This is a genomic window from Paenibacillus sp. JT22N12, assembly GCF_056269365.1.
In genome coordinates this window covers 159,408-177,208 of sequence record NZ_JBWDNU010000006.1, presented here as the reverse complement: position 1 = coordinate 177,208, position 17,801 = coordinate 159,408, and the positions used below count along the sequence as shown (strand labels likewise).

Here is a 17,801-nt window from a genome sequence, read left to right as displayed (position 1 = left end):
CTATCTCGCTTGTGCAGCAGAACCTGCAAGAGTATGGTTCATTTGTTGTTCTTCTACGATTTCTCCTCTTTCCATCTTGATCAGCTTGTCTGCCATATGAAAATAACGGTCGTCGTGGGTAATGGCAATGACGCACTTCCCTTTGGATTTGAACTGCGGCAATAATTCCGTATAGAAGAATTGTCTGAATTCCGGATCCTGGTCGGCCGCCCACTCGTCAAACAGGCAGATCGGCTTGTCCTCCAGATAGTTGATCAATAGCGCCAGTCGCTTTCTTTGACCTGTCGAAAGCTTCGTCGTACTGAACTCGCCGTCTTGAATTTGCAGCTTCTCGTCAATGCGCAGCAGTTTCAAATAGGTATCGATCTCGTCCTCTTTGGACGCGCAATCGATGCCGTATATTTTGGTGAACAGGTAATAGTCGCTGAAAATGGCAGAGTAGAGCTCGCCCAATTCCTCATTGCCGATGACTTGGTTGTTGACGAATATTTCACCCTTCTCGCACGCGTACAATCCTGTAATCAGTTTCGCAAGCGTTGATTTGCCGCTTCCGTTTCCTCCTGTAATAAAAACGATCTCGCCGGAATGAAATTTGCAGTCGATCGGTCCGACCCGAAAGGACTCGCCATTCTCGCCGCGGTATTCGTATTCCACGTCCTTCAGTTCAATTTGCAAGCCGCCGGATTGCACTGCCTCCCCTTCTGTCTTCTCCTTGCCGGCTTCAATCTCCGTCAAATGCGCGATAAACGCTTTGATCCGCTTCCAGCTGATCCGCAGCTGTACGGCATGCGGAATCGCATTAAGAATGCTGTTGACAGGCCCTGTCATGTAGAGGAATACGAACACATAGTTTCGCAGGGAATGGCTCTGCACCTGCTCGAACAGAATGGGAAACAAGAACGTGACCGCCCCGATCACAAGCGTGAACAACAATTCGCCGATTATAAAGACATTGGCGAACTTCAGCCCGCCCCGGATCCGCTTGTCCTTGTAATCGCCGATGCTTTCCTGCATATCCGCTCTGAAATGCTCCCGTTTTGCCGATCCCAGCCTGAGTTCCTTATAGCCTCCGGTAAGATCGTTGATATATCTGAAGAAGGTATTCTGAATGTTTCTCGTTTGCTCCCACAGCTTATTGGCCGACCTTCCTGCCACATAATATAAGCCTGCCGCAACGAGCATGACGGCAATGGAAATCAGCAGTCCGTAGACATTCAGAATTCCCAGATAGACCAGGCAGCACAGCAGCGTTATCGAATCCGTCAGTCCGGTAATGAGAGTAGCCGCGTGGTTGCTGATGGCTTCTGTATCATTATTTAACGTGGTTTGAATCTTTTCGCTCTCGAGCCGCTCGATTTTCTCATAAGGGGTATTCAAAATTTTGTCCAGCAGCTCGATCCTTTTATCAGCGATCAAATTATTCGTAAGCGTGATGAGCCTGGTCCGCACGAACTTCTGTCCCATCACGTAAATGACGATGCCCAGTGCAAAATATAAAAACAATCCGCTTCCGGATTGCCCCGTCCGGTTTAACGCTTCATTGACGATGAAGATGATCATCGCATTGCCGAAGCCGCTGGCGATGCTCAATAGGATGAGGGGGAAAAAATTCCTGTCCCTGCGTTCCGAAAAAACGGATACCAGCGTCAGGTAAACGCAGAAAAGGATGATGGCGGACATGACCGCGCCAATCGCAATAATCAGACTCGCAGGCGCCCACACCTTGACGAAATCCCAGGAAAGCCCGGAAAATAATACGTCGGGAATTTGATATAGACAATATCCCGATACCAGGATAAATGCGAGCGATGCCAGCGGAATCCCTATACGCCTGGCTGCATGCTTCTCCAGCCTTCTTTTTTTCTTGTAAATCCGGGCTGCGGACAGAACAATAAAATACAGTGTAACAACTATCAGCGGGAGCATCAGCAGGATGACGAAAAAAGCAAAGACATCGAGGCTTTTATACATATCCTGCGCGTTGTCCGCCGGTTTCTTTCCTTGAAGGATATCCATGATGCCTTGACCCATGACGCTTGTATAAGACGAGTTCAAATTGGCCAGTACGGCAACGCCCAGACCCTCATGGGGACGAAATACCAGGAAGGAGGAAAAGTTAGGATTGCTTCCGTCATGGGAGATTTCACCTTCCCCGCTCTGGTATACCTCCCATCCCCCCGCATAGGATGATCCGTCCGAAGAGGGAGCAACGGAGCGGTTCGGCTCATGCGTTCTTTGAACCGTATCCTGGTCGGCCTGCTCCAGCGTGGATGTGCCCATCTGGATCCTCAGCCACTTTTCCATATCCTCCGCATTGGAGATGAAATAACCGGCCGGCGTATTGCCGCGGTACATCGGAGCATCATACTGGACAGGTCTCAAGAATCCGAGCTTGTAGCCCTCGGCCATGTCTTGCTGTGCAGCCTCCTGCCTGAACAGATACGTATGATCGAGTCCAAAAGGCTTCAGGATATGGCTGTCCGCATATTGTTCAAACGATTGGTTCGTCACTTCCTGAATAATCAGGCCCAAAATATCGTAATTGATCGTCGCGTATTCAAATTGATCTCCCGGGTAGGACGCAAGAGGGTGATTCAGCAGCGTTCTCACCGTTTGTTCAAGCGCATCTTCATCGTCCGTCACGGGGATGTCCTTGATCGTCTCGAACGGGATTCCGCTGCTGTGGTGCAGCAGCTGTTCCACCTTGATATCGACCGCACCGTTGATGAGCTGACCATCATGCTCGCCCTTATACTTCATTTGGAACCAGGGCAAATATTTGCTCACCGGTTCATTCAAATCGATGACGCCTTCTCCGGCAAGCTGATAGACAGCCAGAGCCGTAAACGCCTTGCTGTTTGATCCGATTTCGAACAAGGTTTGTTCGGTTACGGACTGCTTCGTCTCCCGATTGGAATAGCCGAAGCTTTTTTTATAAACAGGTTGATCGTCCTTGACGACGACGACCGACAAGCCGGGAATTTTCCCCTCTTTCTGTTGCTTCTGAATCCATGAGTCCAGCTGGCGTTCATAGCCGTCCGGCAATTCCGCTGCCGCGCTTTCATTCGCCGCGGCAGCGGCGGCGGGTCCGGCTATGGTTGGAACCAGCAGGAATACGACAAGGATCATCCATATGAATCTTGTTTGCATTTTCGGCATGGTCCTCTCCACTTCGAGAATCGGTTCGGCATGATTTCAATCGTTAAAAAGATGTTCGAGCTCGTCGCTCGAGAGGTCTATCGTTTCAAAATCGGCAGGCGTAAACTCGCTGTGGTCCCTGCCGCTGCAATGATCGATGACCTCTCTCAACCGATCCATATAGGAGCGGGCAAATCGCTCTGCCGTCTCCGGTCTAAACTTGCTGCGGCTGTAGGTTATCGAAAGCTTCAGCCTGTTATTCACCGAATAAGCGACGATATCCAGCAGACAAGACATTTCATTGCGGCCGCTGCATTCTCTGCCGGCAGGCTCCTCCGCATGTTCGAATATTCCGCTCGTAAATGAAGCGTTAAAATCGCCCAAATAATTAAACCGCACATTTTTCCCCGGATCGCCGTCCAATTCGCCAGTTATATATTTCAAGACGCCATGACAAAGTCCATTGTTCGGGATCCCCCGCAATTGATCCTTCAACAGCTTGATTTGCGATGACAGACCCGTATGCGGGACTGCCAGTCTGACCGGATATAAACTCGTAAACCAGCCTACCGTTCTCGATATGTCGATATGGTCCGCGATCTCCTCGCGGCCATGTCTCTCGATTTCAACCAACACGTCGCCAGTTTTCGTAAAATCCCTCATCACCAGCGCCAACGCGATGAGCATCAATTCATCGCCTTTTGTCCTGTAGGCGTCGTTTGCCTTGAACAGCAATCGTTTTGTTTCATCCTCCGTCAATCGGTATTCTACCGTTTCGCAGCATTCCATAGCATCCGCACCCAGGTCAAAATCTCTCCACGTTTCCGTGCCGGTTTCATAAACCTGCTGATTCCAGAAAGGCAGGCTTCTTCTCGCAGGACCACGCCCAAACTGCTCCAATTGGGTGGCCCAGTCCTGCACCGAACATGTTTTTGGCGGCAGTGCGGCAACCTTGTTATGCAGCAATTGTTCGTACACATGGCTCATATCCTCGAAGATTATTCTCCAGGATATCCCGTCGACAGCCAGATGATGAGAGGTCATGAGCAGCCTGCTGTCCTGACCGCCAAGATGAAAAATGCAAGCCTTGATCAAAACTCCATTTTCAATATCAAAGCTGGCTTTCAGCTTCTCCCCGATCCCCGAGATTTGAGCAGGCTGTTCGGAAACCGGATATCCCGACAAATTGATTATCCGGATTTCGCATGGTCCCGAGAGAAGGGAATCGTTATAGCTCAGCTCCCCCGTCCGGGAATCATAGTTGATTCTGAAGGCATCATGATGGCGGATGATCATATTCAGCGCCGTTTCCAGTTTATCAGGATACAGCTCGCCTTTTAATTTGAGCAGCACCGATTGCGTGTAATGGTTCATGTCCGGCAGCCGCTGCGAGAAAAACCATGATGTCGAAGGCAGCGGCTTGATCACGCCTTCGCAAGGGCTGTCTTCTCCGGAGGCTCCTCTCCCAACCGTTTCCACATATAATGCCATATCTGAGATTACCGGATGAGCCAATATATCCTTTACTTTGATTCTGTACCCCTGGCTGCCCAGCTTCGAGGCGATCTGGATCGCTTTGATGGAATCCCCGCCCAAATAATAGAAATTATCCTTCAGGCTCGCATCTTCTGCATTCAGAACATGTCCGACGGTATCGACCAGCAACCGTTCCATCCCGTTTGCTGCTTCGCGGGCGGCCGGCTCGTTCCCTGCTGGTGCAGGCTCGGGTAAAGCAGCTTTATCGACCTTTCCGTTAATCGTCAAAGGGATGGCGTCCAGCGCCACAAAATAAGCGGGAATCATATATTCCGGCAAATATTCTTTCAAGAAATTCGCCAGCCCCGGAGCGGGAATCTCTTCTTGCGCGGTGTAATAAACGCAGAGATACCGGCCGCCGTTCCGGTCCTCACGGTCCATGGCAACGGCCTCTTTTACGCCTGGATGATGGGTCATACCATGTTCGATCTCGCCCGGTTCGATGCGGTGTCCGCGTATTTTCACTTGACTGTCCGTTCTTCCCGCGTATTCGATCCTGCCTTCGTCCATAAATCTGGCCAAGTCGCCCGTTTTATACATCCGCTTTCCCTGAACGAAAGGATTATCGATAAATTTCTCTTTCGTCAGCTCCGGCCTGTTCAGGTAACCCCGTGCCACTCCGTCCCCGGAAATGTATAGCTCACCGGTTTCACCGTCCGGCACCGGATTGAGCTCCGGATCCAATATATATATTTTCATATTTTGGGCCGGGATGCCGATCGGAACCGAGATTCCTTTATCCTTCCCGGCATCGAACCGGTGGATCATACATCCCACGACCGTCTCCGTCGGACCGTATTCGTTGTAGATACGGATATGACTGCCGAAACGGTCGAGAATGCTGCTTGCGAGGCTTGTCTTTAAATCTTCGCCTCCGACGATAAAGGTTCGGATTGAACCCGTCCCGGATGATATATCCTTTAATAGGGAGAGATGGGAGGGTGTCAGTTTTACAATGGTTGCTACAGCTTCCCGGACTATTTTATAGAGCACATACTCATTGTCATCGGCGGGATAAATGGCTATCTGGCCGCCTCCGATGAGCGGTGTGAAGATTGAGGTGACCGTCAAATCGAAAGTCAAGGAAGAATAGAATGCGAACACGTCAGTCTCACCGGAATCCGCATACACCCGCTTTGCCCAACAGATATAATTCACCAGTCCGCGATGCTCAATCATCGCGCCTTTCGGTAATCCGGTAGAACCTGATGTGTATATGATATAAACCAGGTCGGACGGCCCGCTAAGGTCCCCAAGATCGGAGTCCTCCCCTGTATACAGGCTTGCCGAATTCAGCTGAATGACTTCCCCTTCGAAACGGGAAAGGTTCGATGTATGAAGCATCTCATCATCGGTCAACAGGATGGAAGTCCCCGAATCCTGCAGCATATAATGAATCCTGTCAGGCGGCAAGCCGGGATCGACGGGCAAATAAGCGCCTCCCGCTTTAAGAATCCCGAGAATCCCGATGATCGTTTCCATCGAATGTTCGGTTGACAGCCCGACGATGACTCCTCTTTTTACGCCTCTCCCGAGAAGAAATCTTGCCAATTGATTCGATTTTTCGTTTAATCCCCGATAGGTTAAGGTTTGATTATTCAGACGGAGCGCGATCCGATCCGGCGTCCTCGCCGCCTGTTCTGCGAACAGCCGGTGAATCGTCTTCTCTTTCGGATAATCGAATTCGGTAGCGTTGAATTCGTATATCCGTCTATTCCAATCATCTTCAGCTATAAGGTTGAACCCGCTCAGCTTGCGGTCGGGAAACTGTACGATTTGATCGGCCAGATGGAGCAGACTATTGTATGTCTGCTGGATCCTTTCTTCCGTATAATCCTGCAGCTTATAGTCCATATCCAGCTGGAGCTCCCCCAAGCCGGACCATTCCCGGATGATCAGCTGGAACGAATACAGCTGTTCCCCGCTGTAAAATTCTTCATTTTCGATTGGAATGCCGTCAAGGTCGTTCATCAGTCGGGTGTTATAATAATTGACAGAGGAATGGAATAAAGGGCCGTAGCCTTTCTTGTTCAATTCCAAATCCTGCACCAGGAGATCGAACGGATACCTCTGATGGTAGTAGCACTGCGTCAACTCGCGGTTCATGTCCCCGATTAATTGACTTGCCGGTACTTCCGCATCCATACGAAAGCGAAACGGCATCGTGCTCGTAAACATCCCCACGATGCTCTTCTCTTGTTTACCCGCCCGATTCAGCAGCGGCAGTCCGACAACGAGATCATCCCGCCTGGACAGCTTATGAAGATAGATGAGATACAAGGCGACGAAGAAGGTGTACAGCGAAATATTATGATCGGCGGCGAATTGTTTGATACGTTCGGTTTGCCCGCTTCGCAGCGAAAATGTTTTCCGGTTTCCTGCGCCGCATTCCAAACCGGCATTTCCTGCCGGCTCCGGCAGCGCCGAGAATTTGTCGTTCCAGAATTTCCTGTTTTTCAGCAGCCGCGCGCTCGCCAAATACGTTTGCTCCTGTTCGATGTAAGAGAGGTAGGAATTTCCGTTTCGGCTGGTTGCCTCCTCTCCTTTTAAGAGCTTTAAGTAAGCGCCGCAAATCTGTTCGGTCAGAAGATTCATCGACCACCCGTCCGCAACCATATGATGCGCCTTGACGAAATAACCGTTGTCGCGATCTCCCAATTTCAATAAAGCGAAATAAAACAAGGCGTTGTCGTAGATCGGCATATGCGCCGACGCTTCCTGACGAACCCAGGCGGAAAAAGGTGCTTCCGGATTCGGGTGTGCACTGAAGTCGAAATAGTCGATAGGAAAACTTGAATCATCGCTTATATATTGCCGGACATCACCCTCCGACTCCGTGAGACGAAGCCGGATGCCCTCATTCGTTTTTACAAACGAGCGGATCGCTTCCTCCAGTAAAGCGAAATCCGCCTTTCCTTTTATTCTTACTGTGCCGCCGATATTATGCATCGATTGGCCAGGGTTGATATTTTCCATATACCATATTCTTTTTTGAGGATGTGTAAGATTATAATATTCCGTACGATGCAAGATGTCTTTGCTCGTCAACTGCCGCACCTCCGAATCCTACAGGAATTTCACTTGCCGGCAGTAATCTATCATTCGTCCGGCAAGCTGCTCGTTCATCTCATTCCATACAAAGCCCGTTCTTTCTAACAGCGCGGCCGTCTTGTCGCTCCTGATATGGAATAAAGTGTGTTCGGCCGGACTGTCAAGCTCTCCCCAATCATCTCCGATGCTGTGCAGCTGGATGTTATAGATAGGGGATGAATGTCCGCGGACCTGATTTTCATCATAGACATAGTCCAGAAACCGTTCGATCGACGCCTGTTCCACGCCGAGCGACAAACCTGGAATCGTCAGCAGCTCCGACATGCTGACAGGGCTCGGATTGTAAATATGATGGGTCTCATTCTTCAGCTCCATTCGGTTAAACAAGCTCACGATTGCCCGACTTACGTCATCCACGCATGAAAAATCCGTATCCCTCTCCATTTCCGGAATCAACCCGATCGTGACATAGGATTGGATTAAGGAATATAAAGCGTTCTGTGCGATATTTTCCTGGAACTTGCCGGATCTGGAGTCGAATACGATGTTGCCGACACGGAAAATAGTAACGTCGACTCCTTTTTGTCTTGCTTCCATCAATCGTTTCTCTGCTATGAGCTTCGTTTTCGAGTATGGACTCGTCAGGGCTTGTCCGACATCGCAATCGAATTCGGTAAACAGGATGTCCTTCTGATGTTCAACCCTGCCGGAAGCGACGGCCATCGTCGAGATATGGTTAAAATCCTTGATCCGTCCCGTGAGCGCAAACTCGACTAAGTTATCCGTAGCCACAATGTTGGCCTCATAAGATTCGTCGTATTTGCCGTAATGGCTGACATTGGCCGCCGAATGAATAATGCATGGAACGAGTCCGCAGAGATCCCGGTACCCGCTGTCATCCATTCCCAGATTCTTCTTCGTTAAATCACCGTTATATACGAAAATTCTCCGGTTCCATTCCTCATAAAAGTCCGGTCCGAAATAAAAACCGAGCTTTTCTTTGATCCGTTTCCCGGCTTCCTCCCGGCTTCCGCTTCTTATGATAAGATGCACATTGCTGCTCGAGTGCCTTAATAATTCATAGAGCAAATAGATTCCCAGGTATCCCGTGCTTCCCGTCAACAAAATATCCTTGTATTCCACCCTGCGGGTAAGGCTGGTTTCGTTATATCCCCTGCTTCTCTCCTCGTATAGACGGCGTTTTGCTTCCCATTCATTGCCCGCATCCGCGGGCGAAAGATATCTTTCTCTCCGCGCGAGCAAGTACCCCTTCAATTCGTCCTTCGGTAAGAAAGGGCCTTCTGTCTTGAAGCCGATATGCTGTGCCAGATCGGACACCCGCGGATATTCAAACAGTTGATGGATGGATATCCGAAGGTCCTTCTGCAGTCTGGATACAACGTTGACGGCAGACAGCGAGCTGCCTCCCAGCTCGAAGAAATCGTCATAAAGGGTTATATTCTTTACGCCTGTAACTTCCTTATAGGCTTCAATAATGAGCTGTTCCTTATCTGTCATTGGCGTCCCGTCTTTTTCTGCCAGCTGCCCGTTACTGCCCCGGGCCGCATCCCCGCCGACCCGGCCTCTCGTAACCCGATTGTCGGCTCCGCTTCCGGCTTCGCCGGCGCGAATGCTGTAATACTGGCGATCAAACGCATACGTGGGCAGCGGAACGCGGAATCTTCTCTCTCCTGCGTAATAGCTCTGCCAATCGATGTGCGCGCCATGAATATGCAGCCTACCGATTCCGCGAAGCAAGAATTCGTCGTCCGGCACATTATCATTGGAAGACTTTACCGTGTTCACGATCACATTCCGTGCTGCCGCTTCTTCGTCAAGTTGCTGTCTGACGAATGCGCTTAATGTCTTGCCTGGCCCTACCTCGACAAAGATACTGTCCGCATCCGCCAATAATTGCCCCACACCCTCGGAAAACCGGACGGTGCCGCGCAAATGCTTCACCCAGTACCGGGGGTCCGCCGCTTCCTGGGCAGTTATCCACTTTCCCGTGACATTTGAAATATAAGGAATCTGCGGCTCGCCAAAGACGGCTTCCCTGGCTTTCTCTTCATAGGCGCTTAGAACCGGGTCCATCATTGATGAATGAAAGGCATGGGAAGTCTGCAGCCTCTTGTGACGGAGACTCTCCCGGTCCAGCTCTGCCTCCAGATCATTCAATTCTTCAAATGAGCCCGAAACGACACACTGTGACGGACCGTTTAAAACGGCAATGGACAGGCCTGGACCAAGCAGTGGCAGCAGCCTGTCTGGTGTTGCCATCACGCTCAACATGCCGCCCGCCGGCAGCCGCTGCATGAGGTCGGCGCGTGCCGAAACCAGTGCCAGGGCATGCTCCAGCGACAGCACTCCGGATAAACAAGCGGCCACATATTCGCCCAGACTATGTCCGATCATGCCGTCCGGACGGATCCCCCAATTCATCAGCATCCTGGCCAGCGCATATTCAAAAATAAAAATTGCAGGTTGAGTATAGGATGTTTGATGAATCCTCTCGTTAGTTCCCTCCCCGATATGTGCCGGATACAAGATTTCTTTCATTTCATATCCCCTTTTCCTGGCCAGGATATGACAGCATTTGTCTACCTCTTCGCGAAATCCTTGTTCTTCTCTATACAGCTCCAATCCCATATTGATATATTGAGAGCCTTGTCCCGGGAACATGAAGATGACCGGCTTGACGGAGCCGGACACCTTCGCCGTCTGTACTTTGGCAGAATGCGCTGAAGCCAGCTCCCGCTTGGCCTCGACTGCATCCGCCGCCGCCAGCACCCTGCGGTACTTCAGCTGTTTTCTGCCGATCAGAAGCGTATAGGCCGCATCGGCCAAATCAATGTCTTCGTTCTGGTCCAAATAATCGACCAGCCTGCGGGTCTGTTCATCAAGGGACTTCATGGTTTGCGCGGAGAGGGACATAAGCTGGACCCTTCTGCCGCGGTCCGGGCTGCCTCTGTCCGGAGCTTCTTCGAGCACCAGATGGGCATTGGTTCCGCCGATTCCGAACGAACTAACCCCGGCTCTTAAAGGAAAATCCGAATGCTTCCATTCAGCCGGACGGGTGTTGACATAGAACGGGCTTCGTTCAAAATCGATTTTGTCGTTCGGCTGCCCGAAATTAATGCTCGGCGGAATCAGCCGGTGCTTCAGGGAAAGCGCTGTCTTGATGAAACCGGCCACGCCCGCAGCATTATCGAGATGTCCGATGTTCGCTTTAACTGATCCAATGCCGCAGTAGCCCCGCTTGCCGGTATTAAATGCCAGCTTCAGCCCTTCGATTTCAATCGGATCGCCGAGTACGGTCCCGGTCCCGTGCGCCTCCACATAGGAGATGCTTTCCGGTTCGACTTCCGCCATGAGCAGAGCGGACCTGATCGCATCGGCCTGTCCCTCTATGCTCGGCGCGGTAAAGCTGACTTTATCGCGGCCGTCATTGTTAACCGCCGACCCCTTTACGACCGCGTAAATATAGTCTCCGCTCTCTATGGCATCCTGCAGCCTTTTCAGGACCACCATGCCCGCTCCGCTGCCATTCACCGTTCCTTTGGCATTGGCGTCGAACGGTCTGCAGTGTCCGTCGGGTGACAGAATCATGCCCTCCTGATACCAATAGCCTCGTTTCTCCGGCAGTGTGATGGATACGCCTCCGGCCAGAGCGATATCGCATTCGCCGCCCAGAAGACCCTGACAGGCCAGATGAATGGCAACCAATGAAGATGAACATGCCGTTTGAACCGTATAGCTTGGGCCCTTCAAATTCAGCTGATGCGATAATCTCGTGCTGAAAAATTGCGATCCGTTCAATAAGTTAGCCTCTCTCATAAAGTCGGGCGCTTGTTGAAACACATCGTTCATCCAATATAAGTTTGTTGACCCTCCGATATAGACGCCCGTTAATCCGTTCCCATGCTCCCCGCAGCAGCCGGCTTGCTCAAGCGCTTCCCAGGCACATTCATGCAGCACTTTAAGCTGGGGGTCCATCACTTCCGCTTCCCGGGGGGAGTAGTGGAACAAGTGGGTGTCAAACCATTCCGAATTACGGATCACGCCCCCGGCTTTGACATAGCCGGGACTACGGAGCGTCTCCTCGTCGACGCCCGCTTCCTGCAGCTCCTCATTCGTGAAGAAAGAGATCGCTTCCGTTCCGTTCTTGATCGTATCCCAGAAGCTGCGGATATCGTTTCCGCCCGGAACCCGGCATGCCATTCCGACAACCGCGATCTCCAGCCCGTTTGTCGTATGGTTGTTCATAATTTCCCACCCTCTTTTATTCTCTGCATTCTTTGCTTTAACCGGTTCTTCGATTCCTCCCTGACTTGATCCCGATCCGGGCCGCTTCCTTCCCTCGCTCCTTCGTCTGCTGTCGCCCCCAAGCGCCTTGCCAATGCATGGATAGAAGAATAGCGGAACAGTTCAACTACCGGCAGGTCGACGTTCAGCCGTTCCTTCAGGAGGACATGCGCCTCGATAATATTCAGGGAATTTCCGCCAAGCTCGAAGAAATGGTCGTGGACTCCTACCCGGTCCGTTCCGAGCACCTGCTTCCATATCTCCGCTATCGCCTGCTCAAGCCCGCTTGAAGGCTCTGCATAAGCGGTTCCCGAAAGCATATAGGTTTCATCTTCTCTTTCCTGCAGTGCCTTGATATCGATTTTACCGCTGGTCGTTGCAGGCAGCTGCGCAAGCTGCACGAATCGTTCGGGAATCATATACCCGGACAAATGCAATCCCAGGTATTCCCTTAATTCCGTTGTGGTTACAGCGTCTTCCGCGACCACATACGCGCACAGGTAGGTTTCGCCGGACGGATTCATTTTTGCCGCGACAACCGCATCCTTAACGCTGCCATGATTCAGGAGATGATGATTGATTTCGCCCGGCTCAATCCGGATTCCCTTGATTTTGACCTGATGGTCGAGTCTTCCCATATATTCGATGCTTCCTTCCGGAAGCCATCTGACCAAATCTCCCGTCTTGTACATGCTCGCCCCATCCAGGAACGGGTCGGGGACAAACCGTTCGCGGGTCAGGTCCGGTCTGTTCAGATACCCTCTTCCCACTCCAGCACCGGAGATGTACAGCTCTCCCGCCACCCCCAGCGGCACCGGGCGAAGTTCGCGGTCCAGAATATACGTTCTGTAATTATCTAAAGGCCGGCCGATCGGCAGGCTCGCACCTGCCTCGCTGCCGTCGCAGATATGGTAAGTTGTATAGATTGTTGCTTCGGTCGGCCCGTACAGATTCACGATCTGATCGGCATTGACGGCGCTTCGCAGTTCGTCATACAAATTTCTGCTGAACACTTCACCTGCCAGCATGACGTAACGGAACCGGTGATTAACGAGTTCGCGCCTGTTGTTCAGAAGAGCTTTCATATGGGCGGGTACGGCGCACAGAACGTTAATTTGGTGCTTCGCCATGTAGTCCCAGAGACGTCCGGGCTCGGCAGCCGTTTCTTCGCCGGGGATATACAGCTGTCCGCCGGAAAGAAGCGGCAGCAGCATCTGCTGCACCGACACATCGAAGGTAAACTTGGCCAGAAACAGATGACGGCATTCGCGGTCGAACTTCAGCCGGCCGCTGAATCCCGCAAGCTGATTTGTCACGTTCCGGTGCTCGATCATGACGCCCTTCGGCTTCCCTGTCGTGCCGGATGTATAGATCACATAAGCCAGATCGCCGGGAAGATTGACGTTCTCCGGGCAGGATGCTTCTACCTGGCTTAAAGATTCGTCATCCAGCGCGACCTGATCAAGCTTCAAAATCTCCTGAAGAGGGCGCTGCGTCACGATCAATGAACAACGGCTGTCCTCCAGCATATAGCGGATCCTGTTCACCGGGAAACCGGGATCAATCGGCAGATAAGCGCCCCCGGACTTCAGTACCCCCAGTACGCTTATGACCATTTCGGCAGTTGGCTCCGCAATGATTCCGACAATATCGTTTCGTTTCACTCCCTTGTTTCTCAGAACGCGGGCAAGCCGGTTAGCCTGCTCATCCAGTTCGGCATATGTCAGCTGCCTGTCCTTATACACGATAGCCGTCTCCGTTGGAGTGTCCCGCACCTGCCGCCCGATTAATTCATGTACCGTCTTTTCGTACGGGAATTCAGTCTGCGTATTGTTGAAGCCTTCAAGCAGGAGCCGCTCATCCTGGTCGGACAGGATGCGGAGATCCTGCAATCGGATATCGCGGTTTTGTGCGATTTCCTCAAGCAAACGGATGAAATGGCCGGACAGCCTTGCGATTGTTTCTTCCGCAAACAGATCCGTGCGGTATTTAAATCTGAAATCAAGGGTGCTCCTTTTCTCAAGGGCCCTAATGGAAAGATCGATTTGGGCCGAACGCTCCTCAACCGGATATTCCCGGAAGGACAATCCGGCAGTATCCATGGCCGTGCGATCATCGCTTTCCTGCGCAAAAATCACATCGTATAAAGGATTTCTTCCCGTGTTCCTTGGAACTCCCAGTTTATCCACCAGCACTTCAAAGGGATATTGTTCATTCTCGAAGGCCTTCAGCGAATTCTCCTTGACTTCGCCCAGAAGAGCGTTGAACGTCTTTTTCCCGCATGGAAAGTTTCTCATGACAACCGTGTTCACGAACATGCCAACGATCCGTTCCAGACCCGGATGGGACCTCCCTGCCGTCGGCGAGCCGATTACAATGTCCTCTTGCCCGGTATATTTGAACAACAGCGCGTTAACGGCGGACAACAGCAGCATATATAAGGTTGCCCCGCTCTCTGCGGCCACCGCTCTTAAGCTCGCGGTCAATTCTGCGTTAGCGAGGACGCTTACGCTGCCGCCCTCGAACCGCATGACAGGCTGCCGCGGATAATCCGTATTCAGTTGAAGCTCGGGAACACCATCCTTGAACAGATCCAGCCAATACGCCTCTTGCCTTCTCCTGTCATCGGCCGCATTCTGCTCAGCCTGCCATACCGAATAGTCTTTGTATTGCAGCTCGAGCTCGCTCTGGCTCATCCCTGAGTACAGTTCGGAGAATTCCTGCATCAAGATATCCATCGACGCGCCGTCGAAGACAATGTGATGGATATCGGTCAGCAGCAGGTGCCTGTTGTCTCCAACCTTCATGAGCTTGACTCTGAATAGCGGCTCATTTTCCAGATCGAAGGGCTTCACAAAATCATTGACTGCACGCTGAATCCCAATTTCTTCCGCCTCTTCGAAATCCAGCGTGAAGGTAATGTCGGGTCGGATCGTCTGCACAAGCTCGCCGTCCTTGAATATGAAGGAGGTCCGCAGCGATTCATGCCGGCGGATAAGACGTCCGAGCGTATCCTCCAGCTTTCGCCAGTCGAGACCGCCCTCGATCATATTCACAGAGGTCATGTTATAGGCGAGCGAACTCCGATCCAGCTGCCACAAAATGAACAACCGCTTCTGCTGCGAAGGAACGGGATATGTTCCGGTTGTTTCCACAGGCCGAATAGCCGGATATTGCCGCCCTTGCAAGCTCTCCGCGTATTTGGCGAACGCTCTTATGTTGGGATGCCGGAACAAGCCGCTTATTTGCAAGCTGGTTTCCAGCTCCCTGTTGATCTTCAGCACGATGGCAGCAGCTTTAAGCGAGTGGCCTCCCAGTTCAAAGAAATCATCATGGATCCCAACACTCGCCACACCCAGAACCTCTTCCCATATGCCTGCAAACAATCGTTCCATATTGCTTTCCGGTGCGGCATAAGGGGAGCTTGCAGCTGTATCCGGATCCGGTGCGGGCAGGGCTTTCCGATCGATTTTCCCATTGTTGTTGAGAGGCATTTTGCCGAGCTGCGTGAAATATGCGGGTATCATGAAATCGGGGAGCTTCTGGGCAACATAGCCTCTTAATTCTGAAACCGGGAGCTTCAGGCGGGAAACGAAATAGGCGCACAGCACATCCATGCCTGCAGAATCTTTCATGGACACTGCAATGGCCTCTTCCACGCCGGGATGCTGCAGCAGGCAATGCTCTACTTCGCCAAGCTCGACACGGAAGCCTCTGATCTTGGTCTGAAAGTCTTTGCGGCCGAGAAATTCAAGCGTTCCGTCCTGCATCCATCTTGCGAGGTCTCCGGTTTTATAAATCTTTTTTCCCGGATAAAACGGACATTCCACGAATTTCTCGTTCGTCAGATTCGGCGCGTTATAATAGCCGAGCGACAGACCGTCTCCGCTGATGCATAACTCGCCGGCAACACCAATCGGCTGCAGGTTCATATCCTCATCCACGATGTATATTTCGGTATTGGGCAGCGGTTTGCCGAGCGGAACAACTTCCAATCGCTCCATATTCAGGCGGTTAAACTTGAAGGAGGCCGCGATATCCGTACACTCGGTAGGACCATAGGTGTTGATGACATCGGAGCGGCATTCGGGTGATTGGAGCCATGGCTTCAGCTTTTTCAGATTAATAGGCTCGCCGCCCACGATCACATGCTTCAAAGGGCTTAATTTGCGGTATTCGTTGTTCTCGTTGTAATCGATCAAAGGGTAAAGGGCACTCGGCGAACAATTGATAACCGTAATCCGTTCACGGGCGATCACGTCCGACATCTCGTTATAGTCATACATCCCTGCGGTGAACAGGTGCAGCCGCCCGCCCACCAATAAAGGAGCGAACAAATTTTTATGCGCCGTATCGAAGCTTAGCGGTGCGATCAGCATCAGGTCGTCAGCATCGCTAAGCTTCAGTTCGCGTATATACCAATTCAGCAAATTAACGAATGAACGCCGTTTCACCATTACCCCTTTGGGCACGCCTGTGGTTCCCGACGTGAACAGAACGTACATCATGCCCTCCGGGTCATACGTCAATCCCGGATTATCCATAGGCACGCTGCTCGCCAAGGCGCTCCCGATATCGACGATTTTCATCTCCTGATCAGAAATTTTTATTTCAAGATTGCCATTTACCAGAATAATGCCGGCCTGCGAATTGTTCAGCAGAGATCTGATTCGTTCCTCCGGCAAGCCCGGGTCAATCGGCAAATAAGCTCCTCCGGTCTTTAAAATCCCCATCATCCCTACGGGCATCTCATGCGATCTTTCCACCATGATCCCGACAACGCTGCCTTCCCCGATCCCATGCCTGATCAATAGATGGGCGATTTGATTCGCTTTGGCGTTGAGTTCCCTGTAGGTCAGCTTTCGGTTCTGATAAACGACTGCTGTTTGATGCGGTGTTCTCTCCACCTGCTCTTCAAACCAGTCAACTACGGTTTTGTCCTTTGGATAAGGGGCAGCCGTTTCGTTAAACTCGTATAATAGACGGCTTCTCTCTTCATCCGGAATTCCAATCCCGGACAAAAGGATGTCAGGATTGTCCAGAACGGTTCTGAAGAAGTGAGTGAAATGATTCGCAATACCGCCAATGGTCTCCTGCGTAATGCCGCCTGTCTTGAACGATACACGGCAATGAATGTGCTCTCCCGCCAAGTTGAACTGAAACGTCGTATCGGCGGCCGATTGACCGGCAGAAGCATTATTTTGGATATTTTCCAGTAAGACGACCGTTCGCGGTTTCGGCAGATCTCCGGCAGGCGTTTCCAGATGCAGAAGCTTTGCCAGCCTGGGGTAGGAAACTTTCTGGTGCTTGCCCGCATCCGAGATGGTTTGTTTTACCTCGAACAGAAGATCCTTGAACGTCATGCGGCTATCCATCACATTTCGTATAATCAAATGGTTATCCTGAAAAGTAGGTCCGGACTTTGTCCTGAACACCGGAATCCCGACAACAACATCTTTATTTCCCGAATGTATGGATAGCAAATATTGAATTCCGCACAGCAAAATGATGAAAACACCGTATTCCGACCCCTTGCTCACGGCCGTAATTCTCCGGGAAATTTCATCTGGAAGTTTAAACGTATAGATTTCTGTATTCTGAATTTCCGCACGCACCATCTTGTGATCAACCGCAAAACTGCTCATGCTCAAATCGGGTGATAATTTGCCGAGCCAATAGATTTCTTCTTCCGTTAATCGATCGGTATCGTTATTATGTCTGCTGTCTGCGGGAATGTTTGGGGTATGCATTATAAACCTCCTGATCAGTAC

The 17,801-nt window shown here is 51.4% G+C and carries 4 protein-coding genes; all 4 read right to left on the bottom strand.

What is annotated here, in order from left to right; all coding sequences use genetic code 11:
• The 4 genes from AC0YOA_RS22170 to AC0YOA_RS22155 are packed head-to-tail and all read right to left on the bottom strand — an operon-like array spanning position 1 to position 17,780.
• Positions 1 to 3,159, bottom strand: a complete 3,159-nt coding sequence (locus tag AC0YOA_RS22170; protein ID WP_475788457.1) for a cyclic peptide export ABC transporter — start codon at positions 3,157 to 3,159, stop codon at positions 1 to 3.
• A gap of 36 nt (positions 3,160 to 3,195) precedes the next feature.
• Positions 3,196 to 7,731 (bottom strand): amino acid adenylation domain-containing protein, encoded by a 4,536-nt coding sequence (locus AC0YOA_RS22165; protein WP_475788456.1) that lies wholly within the window; start codon positions 7,729 to 7,731, stop codon positions 3,196 to 3,198.
• Positions 7,732 to 7,740: 9 nt separating this feature from the next.
• Positions 7,741 to 11,991: a beta-ketoacyl synthase N-terminal-like domain-containing protein gene (locus AC0YOA_RS22160; RefSeq protein WP_475788455.1), complete on the bottom strand. Its 4,251-nt coding sequence runs from the start codon at positions 11,989 to 11,991 to the stop codon at positions 7,741 to 7,743.
• Complete coding sequence (locus AC0YOA_RS22155) at positions 11,988 to 17,780, bottom strand: amino acid adenylation domain-containing protein (protein ID WP_475788454.1); 5,793 nt, start codon at positions 17,778 to 17,780, stop codon at positions 11,988 to 11,990. The genes AC0YOA_RS22160 and AC0YOA_RS22155 overlap by 4 nt, the downstream gene beginning before the upstream one ends.
• Positions 17,781 to 17,801 lie beyond the last annotated feature (21 nt).